General features: G+C 65.4%; 18 protein-coding genes. 3 read left to right on the top strand and 15 right to left on the bottom strand.

Annotation, left to right across the window (positions count from 1 at the left end; translation table 11 throughout):
* Positions 1 to 492 carry a peroxiredoxin gene (locus tag P7L68_RS02570; RefSeq protein WP_062763761.1) on the bottom strand — a complete coding sequence of 164 codons (492 nt, stop codon included), beginning with the start codon at positions 490 to 492 and terminating at the stop codon, positions 1 to 3.
* 205 nt (positions 493 to 697) lie between these two features.
* Here P7L68_RS02570 and P7L68_RS02565 point away from each other — a divergent pair, with 205 nt between their 5' ends.
* Genes P7L68_RS02565 through P7L68_RS02555 form a run of 3 tightly spaced genes read left to right on the top strand, consistent with a single transcriptional unit; the run spans position 698 to position 2,698 of the window.
* On the top strand, positions 698 to 1,333 hold the full coding sequence (locus P7L68_RS02565; RefSeq protein ID WP_371998861.1) for an acyltransferase family protein: 636 nt from the start codon (positions 698 to 700) through the stop codon (positions 1,331 to 1,333).
* The gene (locus P7L68_RS02560; RefSeq protein ID WP_371998860.1) at positions 1,261 to 2,274 is read left to right on the top strand and encodes an acyltransferase family protein; all 1,014 of its coding nucleotides are present in this window, start codon (positions 1,261 to 1,263) and stop codon (positions 2,272 to 2,274) included. The genes P7L68_RS02565 and P7L68_RS02560 overlap by 73 nt, the downstream gene beginning before the upstream one ends.
* Positions 2,237 to 2,698, top strand: coding sequence for an SGNH hydrolase domain-containing protein (locus tag P7L68_RS02555; protein ID WP_371999245.1), 462 nt, complete (start codon positions 2,237 to 2,239; stop codon positions 2,696 to 2,698). The genes P7L68_RS02560 and P7L68_RS02555 overlap by 38 nt, the downstream gene beginning before the upstream one ends.
* A gap of 4 nt (positions 2,699 to 2,702) precedes the next feature.
* Here the strand turns inward: P7L68_RS02555 and P7L68_RS02550 are convergent, their stop codons facing one another.
* The 14 genes from P7L68_RS02550 to P7L68_RS02485 all read right to left on the bottom strand — a co-directional run bounded on the left by P7L68_RS02550 (position 2,703) and on the right by P7L68_RS02485 (position 17,871).
* Positions 2,703 to 4,493 (bottom strand): ATP-binding cassette domain-containing protein, encoded by a 1,791-nt coding sequence (locus P7L68_RS02550; protein ID WP_371998859.1) that lies wholly within the window; start codon positions 4,491 to 4,493, stop codon positions 2,703 to 2,705.
* Complete coding sequence (locus tag P7L68_RS02545) at positions 4,490 to 5,713, bottom strand: nucleotidyltransferase family protein (RefSeq protein ID WP_371998858.1); 1,224 nt, start codon at positions 5,711 to 5,713, stop codon at positions 4,490 to 4,492. The genes P7L68_RS02550 and P7L68_RS02545 overlap by 4 nt, the downstream gene beginning before the upstream one ends.
* Before the next feature lie 118 nt (positions 5,714 to 5,831).
* On the bottom strand, positions 5,832 to 7,274 hold the full coding sequence (locus P7L68_RS02540; protein ID WP_371998857.1) for a hypothetical protein: 1,443 nt from the start codon (positions 7,272 to 7,274) through the stop codon (positions 5,832 to 5,834).
* A 4-nt stretch (positions 7,275 to 7,278) separates the two neighbouring features.
* Entirely contained in the window at positions 7,279 to 8,571 is a 1,293-nt protein-coding gene (locus P7L68_RS02535) for a KGGVGR-motif variant AAA ATPase (protein WP_371998856.1), read from the bottom strand.
* Positions 8,571 to 9,011 carry a hypothetical protein gene (locus P7L68_RS02530; protein WP_371998855.1) on the bottom strand — a complete coding sequence of 147 codons (441 nt, stop codon included), beginning with the start codon at positions 9,009 to 9,011 and terminating at the stop codon, positions 8,571 to 8,573. Before P7L68_RS02530 ends, P7L68_RS02535 begins: the two co-directional genes overlap by 1 nt.
* Before the next feature lie 84 nt (positions 9,012 to 9,095).
* The gene (locus P7L68_RS02525) at positions 9,096 to 9,425 is read right to left on the bottom strand and encodes a zinc ribbon domain-containing protein (RefSeq protein ID WP_345960135.1); all 330 of its coding nucleotides are present in this window, start codon (positions 9,423 to 9,425) and stop codon (positions 9,096 to 9,098) included.
* A 68-nt stretch (positions 9,426 to 9,493) separates the two neighbouring features.
* On the bottom strand, positions 9,494 to 10,729 hold the full coding sequence (fmdA, locus tag P7L68_RS02520; RefSeq protein ID WP_371998854.1) for a formamidase: 1,236 nt from the start codon (positions 10,727 to 10,729) through the stop codon (positions 9,494 to 9,496).
* A gap of 147 nt (positions 10,730 to 10,876) precedes the next feature.
* The gene (gene urtE / locus P7L68_RS02515) at positions 10,877 to 11,566 is read right to left on the bottom strand and encodes an urea ABC transporter ATP-binding subunit UrtE (RefSeq protein ID WP_371998853.1); all 690 of its coding nucleotides are present in this window, start codon (positions 11,564 to 11,566) and stop codon (positions 10,877 to 10,879) included.
* 73 nt (positions 11,567 to 11,639) lie between these two features.
* Positions 11,640 to 12,398, bottom strand: a complete 759-nt coding sequence (gene urtD, locus P7L68_RS02510; RefSeq protein WP_371998852.1) for an urea ABC transporter ATP-binding protein UrtD — start codon at positions 12,396 to 12,398, stop codon at positions 11,640 to 11,642.
* Positions 12,399 to 12,413: 15 nt separating this feature from the next.
* On the bottom strand, positions 12,414 to 13,511 hold the full coding sequence (gene urtC / locus P7L68_RS02505) for an urea ABC transporter permease subunit UrtC (protein WP_371999244.1): 1,098 nt from the start codon (positions 13,509 to 13,511) through the stop codon (positions 12,414 to 12,416).
* Positions 13,512 to 13,602: 91 nt separating this feature from the next.
* Positions 13,603 to 14,532: an urea ABC transporter permease subunit UrtB gene (gene urtB / locus P7L68_RS02500; RefSeq protein WP_371998851.1), complete on the bottom strand. Its 930-nt coding sequence runs from the start codon at positions 14,530 to 14,532 to the stop codon at positions 13,603 to 13,605.
* A 183-nt stretch (positions 14,533 to 14,715) separates the two neighbouring features.
* Complete coding sequence (gene urtA, locus P7L68_RS02495) at positions 14,716 to 15,894, bottom strand: urea ABC transporter substrate-binding protein (protein ID WP_371999243.1); 1,179 nt, start codon at positions 15,892 to 15,894, stop codon at positions 14,716 to 14,718.
* Between the two features lie 242 nt (positions 15,895 to 16,136).
* Positions 16,137 to 17,171: a macro domain-containing protein gene (locus P7L68_RS02490; protein ID WP_371999242.1), complete on the bottom strand. Its 1,035-nt coding sequence runs from the start codon at positions 17,169 to 17,171 to the stop codon at positions 16,137 to 16,139.
* Between the two features lie 10 nt (positions 17,172 to 17,181).
* On the bottom strand, positions 17,182 to 17,871 hold the full coding sequence (locus P7L68_RS02485; RefSeq protein WP_371999241.1) for a DUF4433 domain-containing protein: 690 nt from the start codon (positions 17,869 to 17,871) through the stop codon (positions 17,182 to 17,184).
* Positions 17,872 to 17,938 lie beyond the last annotated feature (67 nt).

The following is a 17,938-nucleotide window of genomic DNA, read 5'->3' as shown; positions in this document are numbered from 1 at the left end:
TCAGTCTTCCGCCAGCAGCCAGGCGATTTCGGCCCCAAGGCGCAGGTCGTCGACATGGCCGAAGGTCTTGCGCCGCACCCGGCCGGCACGGTCGAGCAGGATAAGGCTGGGCGTGCCCTGCAGGTTCCAGGCCGCCATCGTCAGCGGCAGCGGGCCGCGGGGCCCCGGCGCATCGATGCCCACCGGCACGGTGACGCGGTTTTCATGCAGGAAGGCGGTGAGCGCCTCGACCGTGTTGGCGGCATGGTGTTCGAACACCGTATGCAGGCCGATCACCGCCACCCGATCTTCGGGAAAGGTCTGGCGGACGCGCATCATCTGCGGCACGGCCTCGCGGGCGCAGCCGGTGCAGAACATCTGGAAGGCCAGGATCATTACCACCCGGCCTTCCAGGTCGGGTAGCCGGATCGGCTGCGGCGTGTTCAGCCAGAGCGCGATTTCGGGCTCGGAAGGATGGGCGGGAAGGCGGCCAGCGGGGGTGTCGCGCAGCATGTTGAGCGTCCTTGAGGGGGAGAGGAACGGGTCGTGGAAGGTGTCCAAAATTATCCGGAGGCGGCATTTTTTTGAATGATATATAAACAGATCAGAAAACAAAGATCATTCCTGATGCGCTGCCTGGGGGTTCGTGGCATGGAGGGGCGGAGGCGGACACAGGGCGGGGCGGTGGCGACCGGTGCAGGGTGACAGGATCTTTCCGATGCATGATGGCTACCGGCCCGAGATTGACGGATTGCGGGCAGTCGCCGTCCTTGGCGTCGTGGCGTATCATGCCGGCCTGGCCCGGGTGACGGGCGGCTTTGTCGGCGTCGACGTCTTTTTCGTCATCTCCGGCTATCTGATCACCAGCCTGATCTTGCGCGAAGGTGATGCCGGCCGGTTCAGCCTGCGGGCATTCTGGGGACGGCGCATCCGCCGGCTGGCGCCAGCCATGATCCTGATGCTTGCAGGATCCGCCATCCTGGCGCATCTGCTGCTGTATCCTCTGGAATTCAAGGCCTTTGCGCGGGCGTTGATCGCCCAGCCGTTTCTGCTCGCGAACGTACTCTTCTACCTCCAGGATCCCTATGTCGCGCCGGCCTCCGCGACGATGCCCTTGCTGCACACCTGGTCGCTGGCGGTGGAGGAGCAGTTCTACCTCGTCTATCCGTTGACGCTTCTGCTGCTGATACGGGCCGGGGACCGGGGGGCGGATCGGGTGGATCACCGGCGCTTTTCTCGCCACGGCTGCGCTGGGCATTGCCCTGGCTGTGATCGACCGGCATGCCGCCTTCTACCTTCTACCTTCTGCCCGCGCGCGCCTGGGAGTTTCTGGCCGGGGCTCTGGTGGCCGTGACGCTTCCGGCGGGCCGACGTCGATGTCCGTCGGGCAGTGTGGCGGCGCTGACTGCCTGGGCGGGCCTGGCCGCGATTCTGGTCCCGATGATCGTCTACCGCGAGGGGATGATCTTTCCGGGAACTGCGGCGCTGCCGCCGGTTCTGGGCGCTGCGGCGGTGCTCATCGCCGGAACCGCCGCCCGGCCGCCGCTGGCAATCCGGCTGTTGTCGACACGTCCGATGGTCTGGCTGGGGCTTGTCTCCTACGGCTTCTATCTGTGGCACTGGCCGCTGCTGGTGTTCCAGAACCAGCTTCTGGTCGATCCGCTGGGGATAAGGCCGACACCCGATGCGCCGGTTCTGGAACGTATCCTCGCGGTGCTGGTGGCACTGTTTCTGGCCTGGGCCAGTTACCGCTATGTGGAACTGCCGATCCGCCGTCGGCACCTGCTGGCCCGCAGGAGGACCCTGGTCGCGGCAATGGCCATGGCCGTCTGCGCCATGATCGGCTATGGGGTCGCGGGCGAGGCCGGTTGGTTGCGCCGCTTTCCCGCTGCAGAGGACCGTTATCTGGTCCAGGAGACCGCGCCGACCAATCGTTGCGGACACTGGCTCAACGGCTTGATCGGAGGAGATTTCTGCCGGATCGCCGATGGCAGGCCCGAAGGTGGCGGCGTTCTTCTCATGGGCGACAGCCATGCAGGCATGGTGGCGCGGGTGCTCGCCGATGTTGTCCGGCGGCATGGTCTCTCCCTCGACGTCACCCGCCTCAAATGTCCGGCGATCGGGTTCGGGGGGCAGCTGCCCTGCGCGCCGGGCGACCGGGTGCTGGCCGACGAAATCAGGCGCCGGGATATCAGGCTGGTTGTTCTGGTGGGATGTTGGGATCGCATCGTGGAAGGAACCGAGCCCGGTGGTGTCGATGCCGCGCTGGGCTTTGGGGCCCCTGCCGGAGGATGAACGCATCCGCCGTGCTAAATTGCTGGAAACCGCTCTGACAGAGACGATCGACCGGCTGCGACAGCTTGGGGTGCAGGTGGCGGTCATGAAACAGGTACCGCTGATGCCCTTTCTGCCACCACGGTATCTGGCCTCACGGGCGCGCGAGGGGCAGCCGGTCGCGGAGGCGGGCCGCAGCCTCGCCAGCCAAAGGGCCTTCAACCGCCATGTGGATGCGGCCATCGACCATGCCGCCCAGGGGCGGGCGGCCGTCCTCGATCCGGGGCCATTGCTCTGTGATCCGGACGGCTTCTGTCGCGCGGCCGATCCCATCGCAGGCACCAGCCGCTATCGCGACGAAGATCATCTGTCGCCGGTGGGCAGCGCCCTGCTGATCCCGCTATTTGAGCACCTGTTGACCGACCTGGCCGATCGCAAGGGGTGACGGATCAGCTGCCGGTGACGAAGCGCCCATCCTCGAGGCGCAGCACCTGATCGGCGACTTCCAGGATGGCCGGGCGATGGGTGATCACCACCACCGTCGTCCGCCCCTTCAGCGTGGCCAGGGTGTCGCAGAGACGCTGTTCGGTTTCGGCATCGAGCGCGCTCGACGGTTCGTCGAGCAGCAGCAGCCGCGGCTGGCGGATCAGGGCACGGGCGATCGTCACCCGCTGGCGCTCGCCGCCCGAAAGCCGGCTGCCGCGGTCGCCGAGGGGGGTGTCCAGCCCCTCGGGCAGCCCGGCGACCACCGGCGCCAGCCCGGCGGCCTCGATCGCGGCCATCAATGCCGTATCGTCGCTGGCATGGCGCTCGGGATCGGCGGACCAGAGCAGATTCTGGCGCAGGCTGGCATCGGTCAGGAAGGTCTCCTGCGGTACCCAGCCGGCACGTGGCCGCCAGGCCGCGGCAAGGGCTTCGTCCAGCGGCCGGCCGTCGAAGGTGACGGTGCCGTCATCCGGTGGCAGAAGGCCGAGCAGCAGATCGATCAGCGTGGTCTTGCCGGCACCCGACGGGCCGATGATCGCGGTGACGCTGCCGGCCGGGAAGCTGGCATCCACGCCGTCGAGCACCGTCTGACTGCTGCTCGTCTCGGGCGCTGCCGGGTCGCCCGGATGGCTGAGCCTCACGCCCTTCAGCCGGATTTCGGGGGCATGATCGGCGGCGGGCAGTGCCGGACGGGCGACCGCCGGTCCCGCCTGGCGGGCCAGGCGGGCGGCGGCGGCGTTCACCGCCACCAGCGCCGGCAGCATATGCGCGACCCTCTGGGCCGATTGCTGGAATTCCTGTGCCATGGGGAGCAGGCGGCCGCAGATCACCGCAAGCAGGATCAGCTCGGGGCCGGGCACCTTCAGGATCAGCGCGCCCACCACGACCAGGCCCGACAGGGCAATGACGCCCACCACCTGCATCATCAGCCGTGCATTGGCGCTCGCCCGGACGAAGGACAGCATGCCAAGCCCCGTCTCGCGGAGCGCAGTCGCCGAGACGGCGGCGTGGCGTGCTTCCACGCCCTGGCCCTTGGCGGGCTTGAGCCCGTCCAGGAAGTCGCGGACCTCGCGGGAGGCGGCGGCGTGCAGGCCGGTCTGCCGCGTGCCTTGCGCGAAGCTCGATCTGGAGCGGCGGCGGACGGCAACTCCGCTCAGGCCGCCGATCGCGAGTGCCGCCAGGGTGAGGGTCGGGCTGATCAGCGCGGCGACCGTGATCTGCGCCACGGCCATCACACCGAGGGCGGGGAGCCTGAGGAGCATGACCGTGCCGGTCACGATCCGGTCGACCTCGGTGGTCAGCAGGCCAAGCAGATGGCCACGGGGTTCCGAGGCGAGAACCCGCCACGGAGCACGGGCAGCGGCGCCGAACAGGTCAGCCCGCAACTGCGCCGCCAGATCGACCGTCAGATGAAAGCTGTGGACCTCGCGACCATAGAGCAGCAGGCCGCGGATCACGGTCAGGACGACGAAGACAAGCAGCACCGCGATCAGCCCTGCAGCGGGGTCCAATGCCCCGATCAGCCGATCCAGCGGCGCGAAGCCGGTGCCGGCACTTTCGCCCAGCTCCGCCGGTGCATCGCCGCCCGGCAGCTGAATCATGCGCAGCAGCGGCAGCAGCATGGCGAGGCCGAGGCTTTCTGAAACCGCAGCGCCCAGCTGAAGGCCGGCAAGCTTCGCCACCCGCCGGCGTCCGCCGGCTCGCACCATGCGGCGGAGAAGATCCCGGAATGCTGCGCCGGAGGTCATCGTCATGCGCGACCCGGCCTTCCCAGCCGGTGGGAGATATGGTGACGGGCGGATCGCCAGCCGCGGACCGCCGGATACAACCAGAGCCAGCGGTCCCCCAGGCCGGAGTTTTCAAGCCCCCCGGGGAAATTGAGATCCATGAGGACCTGGGCCGCCAGGAAGGCGGGCTCGCGGCGCAGCCGGTAGCTGTGCAGGACCATGCGGAGGGCGAAGCGACGATCGATGGCCAGCCCGACGGCAGAGGCGTCGTGGTGGTGCAGCGCCTTCAGCGCAAAGCCGTCCAGCGCCTCCCGTCGGGGCGAGCGGGCGACGCGGTCAACCTCTTCCGCCGTGAGCGGTATGGCGAAGAGACGATGGGCGAGCGACAGCGCATGGTCGAAGACCGGACCGACGCCCTGCCTGGCCGCAAGTGCCGCCGCCGCCTGGCGTTCTTCGGGCGGCGTGGCGCAGAAGACTGCGGCGAAATCAGCCACCCATTTCAGCCGGAACCAAGCGTGGTAGGCGCCGTGCACCGCCAGATACACCAGCTGCTGAAGGTTGCCGACCATCGGGATCTCGACACCGTTGACCATCTCGATATGACGGCCATGCCACAGCATCTCGAAATCGAATGGCAGCAATTTGTGGTTGTCGAAGATCCGCCAATGGCATTCGATCATCGGGCCGCCCTCCAGGGGCAGGAAGGCCGCATCCTTGCGCCATTTGCGGTAATGCGCCACCCAGGCCGGACGCCAGCTGGCCGGTGGAAGATGCCGGGCATAGCCGAAGCCGGTGATCACCGCCTCGGCCTCGTCGATCCGTTGCGGGTCGACGAGCACATCGAGATCGTTGGACAGTCTGAGTTCCGGCCGCGCCATGAACCGGTGTCCCAGCATCGCCCCTTTCAGCGCAATCGCCCGGATTCCGTGCTGTTGCAGCGCCGTCAGCACGCGCAGCAGCAGGTCCATCTGCTTGCGCTGCGCCTGCACGGCCAGCATGGTCGCCCGAATCAGACTGGTTTTCAGATCGACCGGCATTGCGCCGCCCGACGCCTTCAACAGGGTGGGCGAGGCCAGCCCCTGGACGCGATGGCGTGCAATCAGCCGGGCGGTTTCCGTCCAGTCGCCAAGCGGCCCTCCGGGCCCCAGATCGACCGGCCGCGCCGCTGCCGCCACCGGGCCGCCAATGCCCTGCGCGACCGCCACGGCCAGGGCCGCCAATCCGGGATCGATCCCGCTTTCCGTCATCCACCTGTCCTCGTCGACCGGCCGCCATGGCCTGTTGCGGCGCAACTTTCGCCGAAGCGGGCGGCAGGGGCAAGGGTGGAGGTGGAGATCCGGGCGTTCATCGTTACGGCAACTGCGGTCACTCACGCGCAGCCGGCTTGACGCCGCCGCGCCGTCCGAGGCCGAAGCCGACACGGTAGAGGTCGGGCATGTTGACCCGGCCGTCGCGCATGCGTTGAAGGAGGCCGAGTTTTTCCAGGTCTTCCCGAACGCCCTCAGGGCCCTGATCGAGATGTTCCGGTGGAAGACGATCCTCCGATGTGCCGAGCTGGTCCAGTACCTTCGCGGTGCTCCAGGCCGTGGCGACGTTGTCGAAGCTGCAGGGCACGCTCATCCCACGCAGAGGCTGCATCAGATGCCGGATCCAGGGATAATCCTCCGCCATTTCATCCACGCGGATTCCGGAGGCGGCGCGCACCCCCTCCTTGATCGCATCGTAATGCAATGCAGTGGTATGTTCAGGATGATTTTCGCTGGTGTTCACCGCGGCGTGACGCAAAGCGGCAAGGAAGGATCGCGGCGACGCGCGCCCCTGGCTGTCTGACAGATGACTGACAATCCACGTATAGGGAATGCCGCGCCGCCGGTCGCGGCCCATATACTGGCCGGCCAGGCGTGCAAATGCCGCTTTTTGCAGAGATTCGTCATGCCTCAGGCGTTGCGGGACTTCACGTACATCTGCGTCGGCGTTGATCGGACAACCCAGCTCCGTCAGAAGATCGACGATCGGCCTGGAGATATCGGCTGGTGTGTTCAGGAGGTACTGCCAGAGAAGGCCGTTGAGGTCCAGACTGCCCCAGGTGAGTTCTACTCGCGTGGCCAGCAGCTTGGAAGCGTCCGTGAAGTCTTTCACAGAACGCCCCTCGAATTGATCCTGTCTGAGGAAAACTTTTGCATGGAGATATTGATACGAACGGAGATCAAGTGCAAAACGGAGAAGATCGCGTACGATCGGGTCCGTCGTGCGCCAGTCATTACTCGTCCGGTCAAGCGCATCAAATATCAGAAGCCCGTGGCGGGCCTGCTCACCGAGAACTTTGTTGGCCTGTTCCAGAAGGCAGGCATAAATCTCGGGATCCGAGGAGACCGCACTGACCGATTCCCTCCATGACTGGGATGGTCTCGGCAGGTCAAGAAGACGCCCGATCCACCGGACACAGACCGTGCGCCAGACATCATAGGCCGTGAAACCGCTCTCCGGCGCAATCAGCCGGGCAAAGGTCTCGCGATCAGGGGCGTCGTTTATACTGACGCCAATGCCGAAGCCGGTGCCGACAGTCACATTGTCGATTGATTTCACCGTGCCGGCGAGGCGCGACCTCACCTCGCCGCGGCGCAGAGCCTCCCACCAGAAGGTCTTGCCGACACCGCGGGCGCCGATCACCAGACTGCAATCCAGGGCGAGTGCCCGCGCATGAGCATTCGGCACGTAGACCTGTGCTGCCGCCGGCGCGGTTCCGTCCTGCGCCTGGACCTCCGGCAATCCCTCGATCAATGCGCGCCGAAGCATTGCAGGTGTCATGTGATCAGTCCTCTGCGGGCGTCAGTTTGTCCAGACCGTCGAACACCTCCCCGAATACCGCACGGACCCGTTCATCGTCTACCACGACCTCGTTGCCGTGCAGTCGCTCAAGGGCGGCAAAACCCCGGTTCCAATGGATGGCCCATGGCTGATGCGGGGCATCCGGTTCTGCGAGATCGAAGCTGAATTCGGCCGTCGCGCCGGCCTCGACTTCATCATAGAGATACTCACCGAACAGATCCCATGACGCCTGCCGGAGCGCATCCACATAGGCGACGCTGTCGGTCTCGGGCACCAGGCCGGCTACGATCTGCAGGCGGTCCCGGATATCTTTCACCACGCCTGCGCGTTTCCAGTGCTCGAACAGGATCCGGTACCCGGTCCAGGTCTGTGCGCCGTGGATGGCGAACAGGCAGACCAGATGTGCCCCAAGATCCGTGACGACGGCAGAGGCGGTCTCGTCGATGCCGGAGCGGCTGTCGATCAGAACGACATCGGGCGTGTAGCGCGCTTCCAGGGCGTCGATCAGACGGTTGAGCCGGCGGGGCCAGGGTTCCGTGGCCCGGTCGGCCGTGACCTTGGGCATCCAGACCCGCCCGAGTTTCAGCAGGTAGTCTCCCGGTTTGGCACCATGAGCCGGTACCGCGCGGATATCGCCCAGCTCCGACAGATCGCTGACCGCGACCATGTCTTCGATCATCTCGTCGGCATTGCCGACAAGATCCTCCACCATCCAGTCGGTCACGCCATAGCGGGGGCATCGATCGTCGGGCAGAAGGGAGGAGGACAGTCCCGGACTTTCGAGGTCGAGATCGACGACCAGGATCTTGCGGCCCCCCTGGGCGAGGTGCCGGGCGCAGGCCGCAAGAGCCGTAGAACGGCCCACGCCGCCCTTGATCGAAAAGAACACGATACGACGCGCGGCACCGTCGGAAGGCTCTTCGACAGTGGCCCAGCGGGTTCCGGTCGCGAGCCGGTCGACGATCCGGTATCCGGGCAGATCCTCGGCAAGCGGGCGGGAGAGCCCCGAGGCTGCAACGGCGTCGAGATCGGCTTCATAGAGAATGAGCGAACCTTCGGGAGCGACATGGGCTCCCAGCTTCTTCCGCATGTCGGCAGCGACCGTATCCATAGCTGCACGCCCGGCATCGTCGGTGACCCGGTCTTCTTGCGCGATTATTCGCACGCGTCCGTTCAGATCTCGGTTGATGAGCATCGGCCCCAAGGGCGCCAGACTTTCGCGATGCGCCTGTAGCAGAGACACAAGTTGCGGCTCGATGTCGTCGAACGTGATCATCAAAGCAACCCCTCCCGCCTTGCGGCCTTGACGAGGTCGCGAACCTCGCGGGCGCCTGTGGCATGCGCATCCACGCGGTCTTGGGTGAAGGCCGATTCGACAGCATATCGCTGTGACGCCCGCCAGTCGTTGAAGGCACTGGTGTTGATCAGCGTATAGTTGACGGCATTGGGATAGACGCTACTCGATCGATAGGCGTCGTATCGCCCGACCAGCTGATCTATATGCTTGCGGTCGTTGCGGTTATCCGGTTCGCCATCGCGCACGGACATGCCAAAGCACTGCATCAATGCCTTCAGGCCACATTCGGCACTTATACCATACAGATGGTCTGCATTGGCGAGGCGGCTACCTTCGCGGAGCGTCTCGGCATCGCGCCAGTGACGATCATGGGCGTCGTCAAAATCAGTCGTCATGGCGGCGGCGGACGGATTGACCATGAGGGGCGATATCCCGGCGCGTTCTGATCCTACCCCTTATCTACCATGGCCTGTGGCCCGTCACCAATGCCCTGCGATGCCCGGTCAGTGGCTGAACATCCACGGCCGCTTCGCCGGAAAGGTCTTCATGGCCGGCTTTTCCGCGACCGCGGAGAAGCCCTTCGATCCGCCGCCATGGCTGCAGCCGGGGCCGCAGACATGGGAGCTGCGGCGCGGCTCGTGCGATGCGCGTTCATTGGTGGCGTGGGCGGCGCGTGCCGCTTTCGACAGGCCGGCGAGGCGCGGGGCCGAGATGCGGCGCGGCGCGGCGGTGCCGCAGGCGGGGCAGGGGCTGGGGCGTGCGGCATCGGACATCGGCCGGAAGGCGTCGAATTCGGTGGCGCAGGCCGGGCAGGCGTAATCATAGAGCGGCATGGGGGCGTCTCCGGTCGTTCGGGGCATGAGGCACCGGCCGGCGACAGGCCGGCCGGCGCCGGGTGGGATCAGGCCTTGTCCTTCCAGAAGGCGATCGGCAGTTCGGCGCCCTCCACGCCCTTGAACGGCCCCGATGCCGTGGGCGAGATGTCGAAATCAAAGATTTCGGTCGGCAGGAACAGGGTGGCGCAGGCATTGGGCACGTCGACCACGCCCGAAATCTTGCCCTCGACCGGGGCGGTGCCCAGGATCGAATAGGCCTGGCTGCGCGAATAGCCGAATTTCGTCAGATATTCGATCGCGTTCAGACAGGCCTGGCGGTAGGCGATGTGGACGTCGAGATAGTGCTGCTTGCCGGCCTCGTCGACCGAGATGCCCTCGAAGATCAGATAGTCGTTATAGGTCGGCTTGATCGGGCTCGGCTTGAAGATCGGATTCCTGATCCCGTATTTCGCGCAGCCGCCCTTGATCAGATCGACCTTCAGATGCGCCCAGCCGGGCATCTCGATCGCGCCGCAGAAGGTGATCTCGCCATCGCCCTGGCTGAAATGCAGGTCGCCCATCGACAGGCCGGCGCCGTCGACATAGACCGGGAAATAGATCTTGCAGCCGCGCGACAGATCCTTGATGTCGCAATTGCCGCCATGTTCGCGCGGAGGCACGGTGCGGGCGCCGGTCGCGGCCGCGGTCTTGGCGGCGGAGCCCTTCAGCCGGCCCATATGGGCGGTCGGTGCATAGGGCAGATTGGCCAGGCCCGGCACGCGGGTGGGGTCGGTATCGAACAGCGCCTTCTCACGCGTGTTCCAGGTGTCGAGCAGATCTGGCGAGGGCAGGCAGCCGATCAGACCCGGATGGATCAGCCCGGCGAAGCGCACGCCCGGGATATGGCGCGATTTCGCGAACAGGCCCTCGAAATCCCAGATCGACTTGCGGGCATCGGGGAAGTGCTCGGTGAGGAAACCGCCGCCATTCTCCCTGGCGAACACGCCGTTGAAACCCCAGCGCGCGCCGTCGAGCGTGCCGATGTCGAGGATCTCGACCACCAGCAGGTCGCCGGGCTCGGCACCCTTCACACCCACCGGACCCGACAGGAAATGGACCTGGCTCAGGTCGACATCGCGGATATCGGCCGCGTCGTCATCGTTCTTGATCTGGCCGCCGGTCCAGTCATAGCACTCCAGGATGAAGTCCTCGCCGGGCTTCACCCAGGCGATCATCGGAATATCCGGGTGCCAGCGATTGTGGACGTTCTCGTTCTCATAGGCCGAAGACGAAAGATCCACCTTGACGAGCGTTTCAGTCATGCGGCGCTCCGTTTCTGATCGGATTGCGGGACGAAAAAAGGGGGGAAGACGGGGGATCGGGGCGTGATGGGGCGGTGGCCGGTTCCGGCCACCGAAGCCGCCATTGAGGCGGCGGCCAAGGGCGCGGATGCGCCCGCCCGGCGAGGGCTAAACGGATAGATAGGCGGAAATGCGGGCCTCGTTGACGTCGGCGCGGCGGTCCTCATGGACCAGGCGGCCGTTCTCGATCACCAGGAAGCGGTCGGCGACGTCGAGCGCGAAGCTCAGCACCTGTTCCGAGACCAGGATGGTGAGGTTCATCATGTCGCGGATCTCGCGCAGCGACCGCGCCATGTCCTTGATGATCGAGGGCTGGATGCCTTCGGTCGGCTCGTCGAGCAGCAGCACCCGGGGTTCGGTGACCAGCGCGCGGGCGATGGCGAGCTGCTGCTGCTGGCCGCCCGAGAGATTGCCGCCGCGGCGGCGGCGCATCTCGTGCAGCACGGGGAACAGGCTGTAGATGTCGTCGGGAATGTGGCGCCGGCCGCGCGCGACCAGGCCGGTGCGGATGTTTTCTTCCACCGTCAGGGTCGGAAAGATCATCCGGCCCTGCGGCACGAAGGCCAGGCCCTCGCGCACCCGCTGGTGCGGTTCGGTGCCGACCAGTTCGGCCTCTCCCAGCCGGATCCGGCCGCCGCGGGTGGGCAGGATTCCGATCAGGGATTTCATCAGCGTGGTCTTGCCCATGCCGTTGCGGCCCATCACGGCGACGATCTCGGCCTTTGCGGCCGTCAGGCTGAGGCCGTGGAGCACTTGCGACTGGCCATAGGCGACGGTGAGGTCATCGACGGTCAACATGGCGGATCTCCCTCGGGCAATTCATGCACATGTGCGGTTATGGTACGAGCGATCCGGATCGCGTGACGCGCGATCAATGCCCGAGATAGACCTCGATGACTTTCGGGTCCGACTGCACCTTGTCGATATCGCCCTCCGACAGGATCCGGCCCTGATGGAGCACGGTCACCTTGTGGGCGATGTCCTTGACGAAGTTCATGTCGTGCTCGATGACGATCACCGAGCGGCCGCGGGTTATGCGGTTGAGAAGGTCGGCGGTCTTGGCGCGTTCGGCGACGCTCATCCCCGCCACCGGCTCGTCGAGCATCAACAGGGCCGGGTCCTGGATCAGCAGCATGCCGATCTCCAGCCACTGTTTCTGACCATGGGCCAGTTCGTCGCCGCGGCGGGTGAGCTGGTCGGCGAGGAAGATCTCTTCGGCGATCCGGGTCACCCGTTCCACCACCGCCCGGTCGCGCCGGAAGCCCAGCGCCTTGAAGACGTGGCGGGTGCCGGGGATGGAGAGTTCCAGGTTCTCGAAGACGGTCAGATCCTCGTAGATCGACGGTGTCTGGAACTTGCGGCCGACGCCGGCACGGACGATTTCGTGCTCGGACATCTTCGTCAGTTCCTGGCCCTCGAACCGGATCGAGCCGTCGGTCGCCCGGGTCTTGCCGCAGATCAGGTCGAGCACCGTGGTCTTACCGGCGCCGTTGGGGCCGATGATCACCCGGATCTCGTCGCGGTCGACATAGAAAGAGAGGTCGTCGACCGCTTTGAACCCGTCGAAGGAGACGGTGAGCCCTTCGACCGCGAGCAGGAAATCATTGTTGGTGGCTGCTGCTGCGTTCATCGGAAAGGATCTCCTTCACTCGCCCGGTGCCGGTGCTGCGGGGCCTGCGGGGGCGGCGGTGCTGCGGCGGGTGAGCGCGCGGCCGATCAGCGGCTGGACGTATTGCTGCCAGAGACCGGCAAGCCCTGTCGGGAAAGCCACGACCACGCCGATGAACAGGGCACCCATGGCGAAGAGCCAGAGTTCGGGGAAGCTTTCCGAGAAGCTGGTCTTGGCGTAGTTGACGATCAGCGCGCCATAGGCCGCCCCCAGCAGCGACAGCCGCCCGCCGAGCGCGCAGAACACCACCATTTCGATCGAGGGCACGATGCCCACGAAGCTGGGCGACATGAAGCCGACCTGCAGGGTGAACATGGCCCCGCCGATGCCCGAGAAGGCGGCGGCGATGCAGAAGACGAAGGTCTTGTAGGCGGCAACGTCGTAGCCGGTGAAGCGGACCCGGTCTTCCTTGTCGCGCAGCGCCACCAGGATGCGGCCGATCTTGCCGTTCTTGATGAACTGCGCCGCCAGGATGACCAGGATCAGCAGTCCGCCATTGACGTAATAGAGAATGTATTTCGCCGCATCGGTGCGGATGTCCCAGCCGAGCAGGGTGCGCAGATCGGTGATGCCGTTGATGCCGCCGGTCAGCCCCTGCTGGCCGATGATCAGGATGGTGAGGATCGAGGCGATGGCCTGGGTGATGATCGCGAAATAGACGCCGCCCACCCGCCGCCGGAACAGCATCGCGCCCAGGAAGAAGGCGAAGATGGTGGGCACGGCCACGACCGCGATGATGGTGAAGGCCAGGTTGTGGAAGGGCTCCCAGAACCAGGGCAGGGCGCTCAGCTGGTTCCAGTCCATGAAATCGGGAATGCCGGGGGTGGACTGGATGGCGGTGGCTTCGGGCGACGAGGCTTCGAGCTTCAGGAACATGGCCATGGCATAGCCGCCGAGGCCGAAGAACACCCCCTGGCCCAGCGACAGCACGCCGCCCAGCCCCCAGCACAGCACCAGGCCGACCGCGACGAAGGCGTAGGTTAGATATTTGCCGATGTTGTTGAGCCGGAAGAGATCGAGGCCGAGCGGCAGCACGACCAGGATGAGCACGGCAAAAAGCACGAGGCCGATCATGTCCCGTTTCGTGCCCAGCATCAGCGCCAGGCGGGACGGGGTGGGGATGGCGGGCGAGGTGGTGGTCCGGGTCGTCGTATCGGTCATCGCATCAGGCCTTTCGCACTTTGAGGACGAACAGCCCCTGCGGCCGCACCAGCAGGATCAGCACCACGACCAGCAGCGTGAACACCTTGGCCATGCTGCCCGAGAGGAAGAATTCCAGCGTCGACTGCGACTGCGAGATGGTCAGCGCCGAGGCGATGGTGCCGAGCAGGCTTTGCGCGCCGCCGAAGACCACCACCAGGAAGGTGTCGACGATGTAGAGCTGGCCCGAGGTGGGGCCGGTGGAGCCGATCATGGTGAACGCCGAGCCCGCGACACCGGCGATGCCGCAGCCGAGCGCGAAGGTCATGGCGTCGACCCGGCGGCCGTTGATGCCGGCAGCCCCCGCCATCACCCGGTTCTGGGTGACCGCGCGCACCTGCAACCCCCACGAGGAGCGGAACATCAGCAGGAAGACGATGCCCGAGATGACCAGCGTCAGCGCCATCACGAACAGGCCGTTGATCGGCACCTCGATCGTGTCGCTGAGCGACAGCGCGCCCATCATCCAGTCGGGCAGGGTAACGCCCACTTCGCGCGCGCCGAAGACCGAGCGGTAGATCTGCTGCAGGATCAGCGAGACGCCCCAGGTTGCGAGCAGCGTGTCGAGCGGTCGTCGGTAGAGATGGCGGATCAGCGCCCATTCAAGCAGCAGGCCCAGCGCGCCCGCGGCGATGAAGGCCACGATCATCGCCAGGAAGAAATAGCCCCCGAACAGGCCGGGCGCATAGTCCTGAACCAGATGCGAGGTGAGATAGGTCATGTAGGCGCCGAGGATCATGAATTCGCCATGCGCCATGTTGATGACGCCCATCTGGCCGAAGATGATCGCGAGACCCAGCGCCATCAGCAGGAAGACGGAGAAGAGGATCAGGCCGGCGAAACCCTGCATGGCCAGGATCGAGACCAGCTCGGACGCCGTGTAGCCGTCGAACATGCGACACCTCCCGGACGGACGGCGGCAGCGCCCCGATCGGGGCGGCGCACGCCGTGGTGGGATGGACAGGAACGGGTGGGGGGAGAGCGGGAGGAGGGGGCGGGCGCGGGCGCGAAGGGAGCGGTTGCGGCGGCAGGGCACCGGCCGGGGGAAGCACGACCCGGCCCGGCCGCCGACCTGCGCTTACTGATAGCCCTTGGGGAAGGGATCGGGCTCCATCAGCTCGGCAGTCTCGTAGAGCACCTCGAACTGGCCGTCGGCCTTGGCGAGGCCGATGCGGGTCTTGCTCCACAGATGATGGTTCGGGTGGATCTTGACATAGCCTTCGGGGGCGGTGGTCAGCTCGATCCCGGCCGAGGCCTCACGAACCTTGTCGACGTCGAAGGAACCGGCCTTCTCGACCGCGGCCTTCCACAGCCAGGGGCCCAGATAGGCGGCCTGGGTGACGTCGCCGATCACCATGTCCTGGCCCCACATGTCCTTGAAGGCCTTGACGAATGCCTTGTTGTTCTCGTTGTCCAGCGACTGGAAGTACTTCATCGCCGCATAGGCGCCGGCGATGTTCTCGCCGCCGATGCCGCGGACCTCGTCTTCGGTCACCGAGATGGTCAGCAGGGTCTGCTTGGACAGGTCGATGCCGGCGGCCTTAAGCTGCTTGTAGAAGGCGACGTTGCTGCCGCCGACGATGATGGCGTAGATCACGTCGGGCTTGCGCAGCTTGATCTTGTTGATGACCGAATTGAACTGGGTGTGACCCAGGGGGAAGTATTCTTCACCCAGAACCTGGGCGCCGTTCATCTCGATATGCTTGCGGGCGATCTTGTTCGAGGTCCGCGGCCAGATATAGTCGGAGCCGAGCAGATAGAACGACTTCGCCCCCTTGTCCTTCATCACCCAGTCGATGCCCGCCAGGATCTGCTGGGTGGCTTCCTGGCCGGTGTAGAACACGTTGGGTGACTGCTCCAGGCCTTCATAGAAGGTCGGGTAGTAGAGCAGGCCGTTTTCCTTCTCGAACACCGGCAGCACCGCCTTGCGACTGGCCGAGGTCCAGCAGCCGAACACCGCCGCGGTCTTGTCGTTGACCAGCAGCTTGCGCGCCTTTTCGGCAAAGGTCGGCCAGTCGCTGGCGCCGTCTTCCTGGATGATCTTGATCTGCCGGCCCAGGATGCCGCCCGAGGCGTTGATCTGCTCGATGGCGAGCTTTTCCGCCTGAACCGACCCGGTTTCCGAGATCGCCATGGTGCCGGTGACCGAGTGCAGGATGCCGACGGTGACCTCGGTATCGGTGACGGCCAGGCCGGTGGTGTTGACCTCGGCGGTGGCCGGTGCCGCCTGCGCGACACCGCCGCCGATGCCGGCCATGGCGGCCAGCGAGGTGGTGACGGACACGGCCACCGCGGCCGCCAGCCGCTTCAGGCCGAACCGGGGCGCGTGGCCCGCTGAATGGGTCAGGGTCATGTCCCCTCCTGATCGATGGAGCTTCGGGACACGGCCGCCGGGGGAACGGTCCGCATCGCGCCATCGAATGGTCGGGGATTTGTTGCGCTGCGGAAATACGGTGGGCTGCGTACGCAGGATTACGCAGATGCGAAGGGCGCGCGCCGTCAGGCGGCGTTCAGCCAGCCCCGGGCTTTGAGGTGGTCATAGGCCAGCGTGATCTGACGCGGGGAGAACATGCGCTTGCGGTCGTTCCACCCGTGGATCCGGGCGACCGTCTGATCAAGGCCGCTGGCGCCTTCTTCGCAGACCACCCAATGCACCGTGGCAAGAAGTTCCAGCCCGAACGGGGTTTCGAAGCCATCCACGAGCCTTGCCACACGATCCAGGCGCTCGCGTGTCTCTGGTGATGTGTCGAGGAGCGCCGACGCGTCGCCGACCGCGCCGGGCACGAGTTCCAGCTGCTTGGACGGTGCGTCGCCACCATCGTGATAGCCCGTGACCATGTGTCCTTCGATCCGCCTGAGGACATGACGAAGGTTCTCGGCATAGGGCCCGTAGTGATGCTTTACGTAGTTCAGGCGAAGTCCTTCGCCTGCGGCCTGCATGAAGTACATCAGTTTCTGGACTTCGATCAGGGTGACGAAGGGGTCCATCAGACCACGCAGATAACGATCCATCAGCATCACCAGAGCGGCACGCCCCGGTGTCATGGCCGGAACCTCGGTCGCGCGGGTCGGCGCGGGTGCGTCCCTCGGTTCAAAGACGATGACCTGGACCTCGGTCAGGGGCGAAACCGCCTCGACAATGCGTGCGCGGACCGCATCCCACGGCAGGCCGCCTAAGCCGGCGCCGAGCGGGGGGATGGCGATCGAGCGCAATTCCAGGCGCCGGATGGTTTCGACCAGCGCCTGAAGGCCAGCCTCGATGTCTTCCATCCGGCTTTTCCCCCGCCAATGGCGCTTGGTCGGGAAGTTGATGATGTATCGGGGACTGGTCAACGCGCCCGTCTCGAAGACGAACATGCGACCCGGTCGGACATCCCCAAGCTTGCAGGCTGTGGCATAGGCTTCGAAGTTTGCGGGGAAGGCATTCCGGAACTGGAGGGCAATGCCGCGCCCCATCACGCCGACGCAGTTCACCGTGTTGACGAGCGCATCGGCATCTGCGGCCAGGATGTCTCCGGTGGTGAACTTGATCATCATGCGCACCTCAATAGTACCAATCCGCGCGGATCTCGATCTTTGGACGATGGTGCACGGCAGGCTCGAACTCAGATAGCATGTTCGCTCCCTGCGGAGCCAGTGACGATGGCAGGGCATTGGCAACCTGCCGGACAACGGCCTGAGATTTAACGCCGATGCGGCTGACCAACGACCATGGGAAGCTGTGCTCGATCAGGAACTCCGCCTGCTTCCATTCACGTTCCGACGACCAGTTTCGCGCGTTGATCACATCCCAACGGATCTTGTCCAGGCGATCGAGATCGCACCAGTCGTTGAAGAGACGTGATCCGGCATTTGTGTCGGTGAAGGCCCAGCGGCGCCGGTTTGCCTCGGCCCACTGCACCGTTGCCTGCAAATCGGCTTTCAGGTGGATGATCGGATCCTGGCCGCCTGCGTAGGACAGGCCCTGGGTCTGTCTGTGTATGGCATAGAGCATCACGGATCGCGGACAGAAGTAGAAGGGTGTGCACTGGCCGACGGTCAGTTCCGGATGACTGTTCAGCCAATTCTCCTCCAGTCTGCGCCGTTTGATATGCCCCATGCCGATGGTCGTACCGGCGCATCGGCGCCGCTGCACCTCTGCGTCCGACCAGATGACCCCGTCCTGAATGATGGAGGCCAATCGGTCGACGTGGACAATATGATAGATCTTCGGAGAAACTGGGGGTTGAGGCATGTCGTCATCCCGGCGGACCCGTCCTTTGCCGATCCTCGCACAGAATTCCGGGAAGGCCGAGCACCTG

This window comes from Tistrella mobilis, from assembly GCF_041468085.1.
Lineage (GTDB): Bacteria > Pseudomonadota > Alphaproteobacteria > Tistrellales > Tistrellaceae > Tistrella > Tistrella mobilis_A.
This window is presented reverse-complemented; position numbering and strand designations above follow the sequence as displayed.

Excerpts from the sequence above, each read along its gene's own strand:
- P7L68_RS02535 (WP_371998856.1), bottom strand. The coding sequence starts at position 8,571 with ATGATCACGTTCGACGACATCGAGCCGCAACTTGTGTCTCTGCTACAG.
- P7L68_RS02540 (WP_371998857.1), bottom strand. The coding sequence starts at position 7,274 with ATGACACCTGCAATGCTTCGGCGCGCATTGATCGAGGGATTGCCGGAG.
- urtA (WP_371999243.1), bottom strand. The coding sequence starts at position 15,894 with ATGGCCGGCATCGGCGGCGGTGTCGCGCAGGCGGCACCGGCCACCGCC.
- fmdA (WP_371998854.1), bottom strand. The coding sequence starts at position 10,729 with ATGACTGAAACGCTCGTCAAGGTGGATCTTTCGTCTTCGGCCTATGAG.
- P7L68_RS02530 (WP_371998855.1), bottom strand. The coding sequence starts at position 9,011 with ATGGTCAATCCGTCCGCCGCCGCCATGACGACTGATTTTGACGACGCC.
- P7L68_RS02485 (WP_371999241.1), bottom strand. The coding sequence starts at position 17,871 with ATGCCTCAACCCCCAGTTTCTCCGAAGATCTATCATATTGTCCACGTC.
- urtC (WP_371999244.1), bottom strand. The coding sequence starts at position 13,511 with ATGATCGGCCTCGTGCTTTTTGCCGTGCTCATCCTGGTCGTGCTGCCG.
- P7L68_RS02570 (WP_062763761.1), bottom strand. The coding sequence starts at position 492 with ATGCTGCGCGACACCCCCGCTGGCCGCCTTCCCGCCCATCCTTCCGAG.
- P7L68_RS02490 (WP_371999242.1), bottom strand. The coding sequence starts at position 17,171 with ATGATCAAGTTCACCACCGGAGACATCCTGGCCGCAGATGCCGATGCG.
- P7L68_RS02565 (WP_371998861.1), top strand. The coding sequence starts at position 698 with ATGCATGATGGCTACCGGCCCGAGATTGACGGATTGCGGGCAGTCGCC.
- P7L68_RS02525 (WP_345960135.1), bottom strand. The coding sequence starts at position 9,425 with ATGCCGCTCTATGATTACGCCTGCCCGGCCTGCGCCACCGAATTCGAC.
- P7L68_RS02550 (WP_371998859.1), bottom strand. The coding sequence starts at position 4,493 with ATGACGATGACCTCCGGCGCAGCATTCCGGGATCTTCTCCGCCGCATG.
- urtB (WP_371998851.1), bottom strand. The coding sequence starts at position 14,532 with ATGTTCGACGGCTACACGGCGTCCGAGCTGGTCTCGATCCTGGCCATG.
- P7L68_RS02560 (WP_371998860.1), top strand. The coding sequence starts at position 1,261 with ATGCCGCCTTCTACCTTCTACCTTCTGCCCGCGCGCGCCTGGGAGTTT.
- P7L68_RS02555 (WP_371999245.1), top strand. The coding sequence starts at position 2,237 with ATGCCGCGCTGGGCTTTGGGGCCCCTGCCGGAGGATGAACGCATCCGC.
- urtD (WP_371998852.1), bottom strand. The coding sequence starts at position 12,398 with ATGAACGCAGCAGCAGCCACCAACAATGATTTCCTGCTCGCGGTCGAA.
- urtE (WP_371998853.1), bottom strand. The coding sequence starts at position 11,566 with ATGTTGACCGTCGATGACCTCACCGTCGCCTATGGCCAGTCGCAAGTG.
- P7L68_RS02545 (WP_371998858.1), bottom strand. The coding sequence starts at position 5,713 with ATGACGGAAAGCGGGATCGATCCCGGATTGGCGGCCCTGGCCGTGGCG.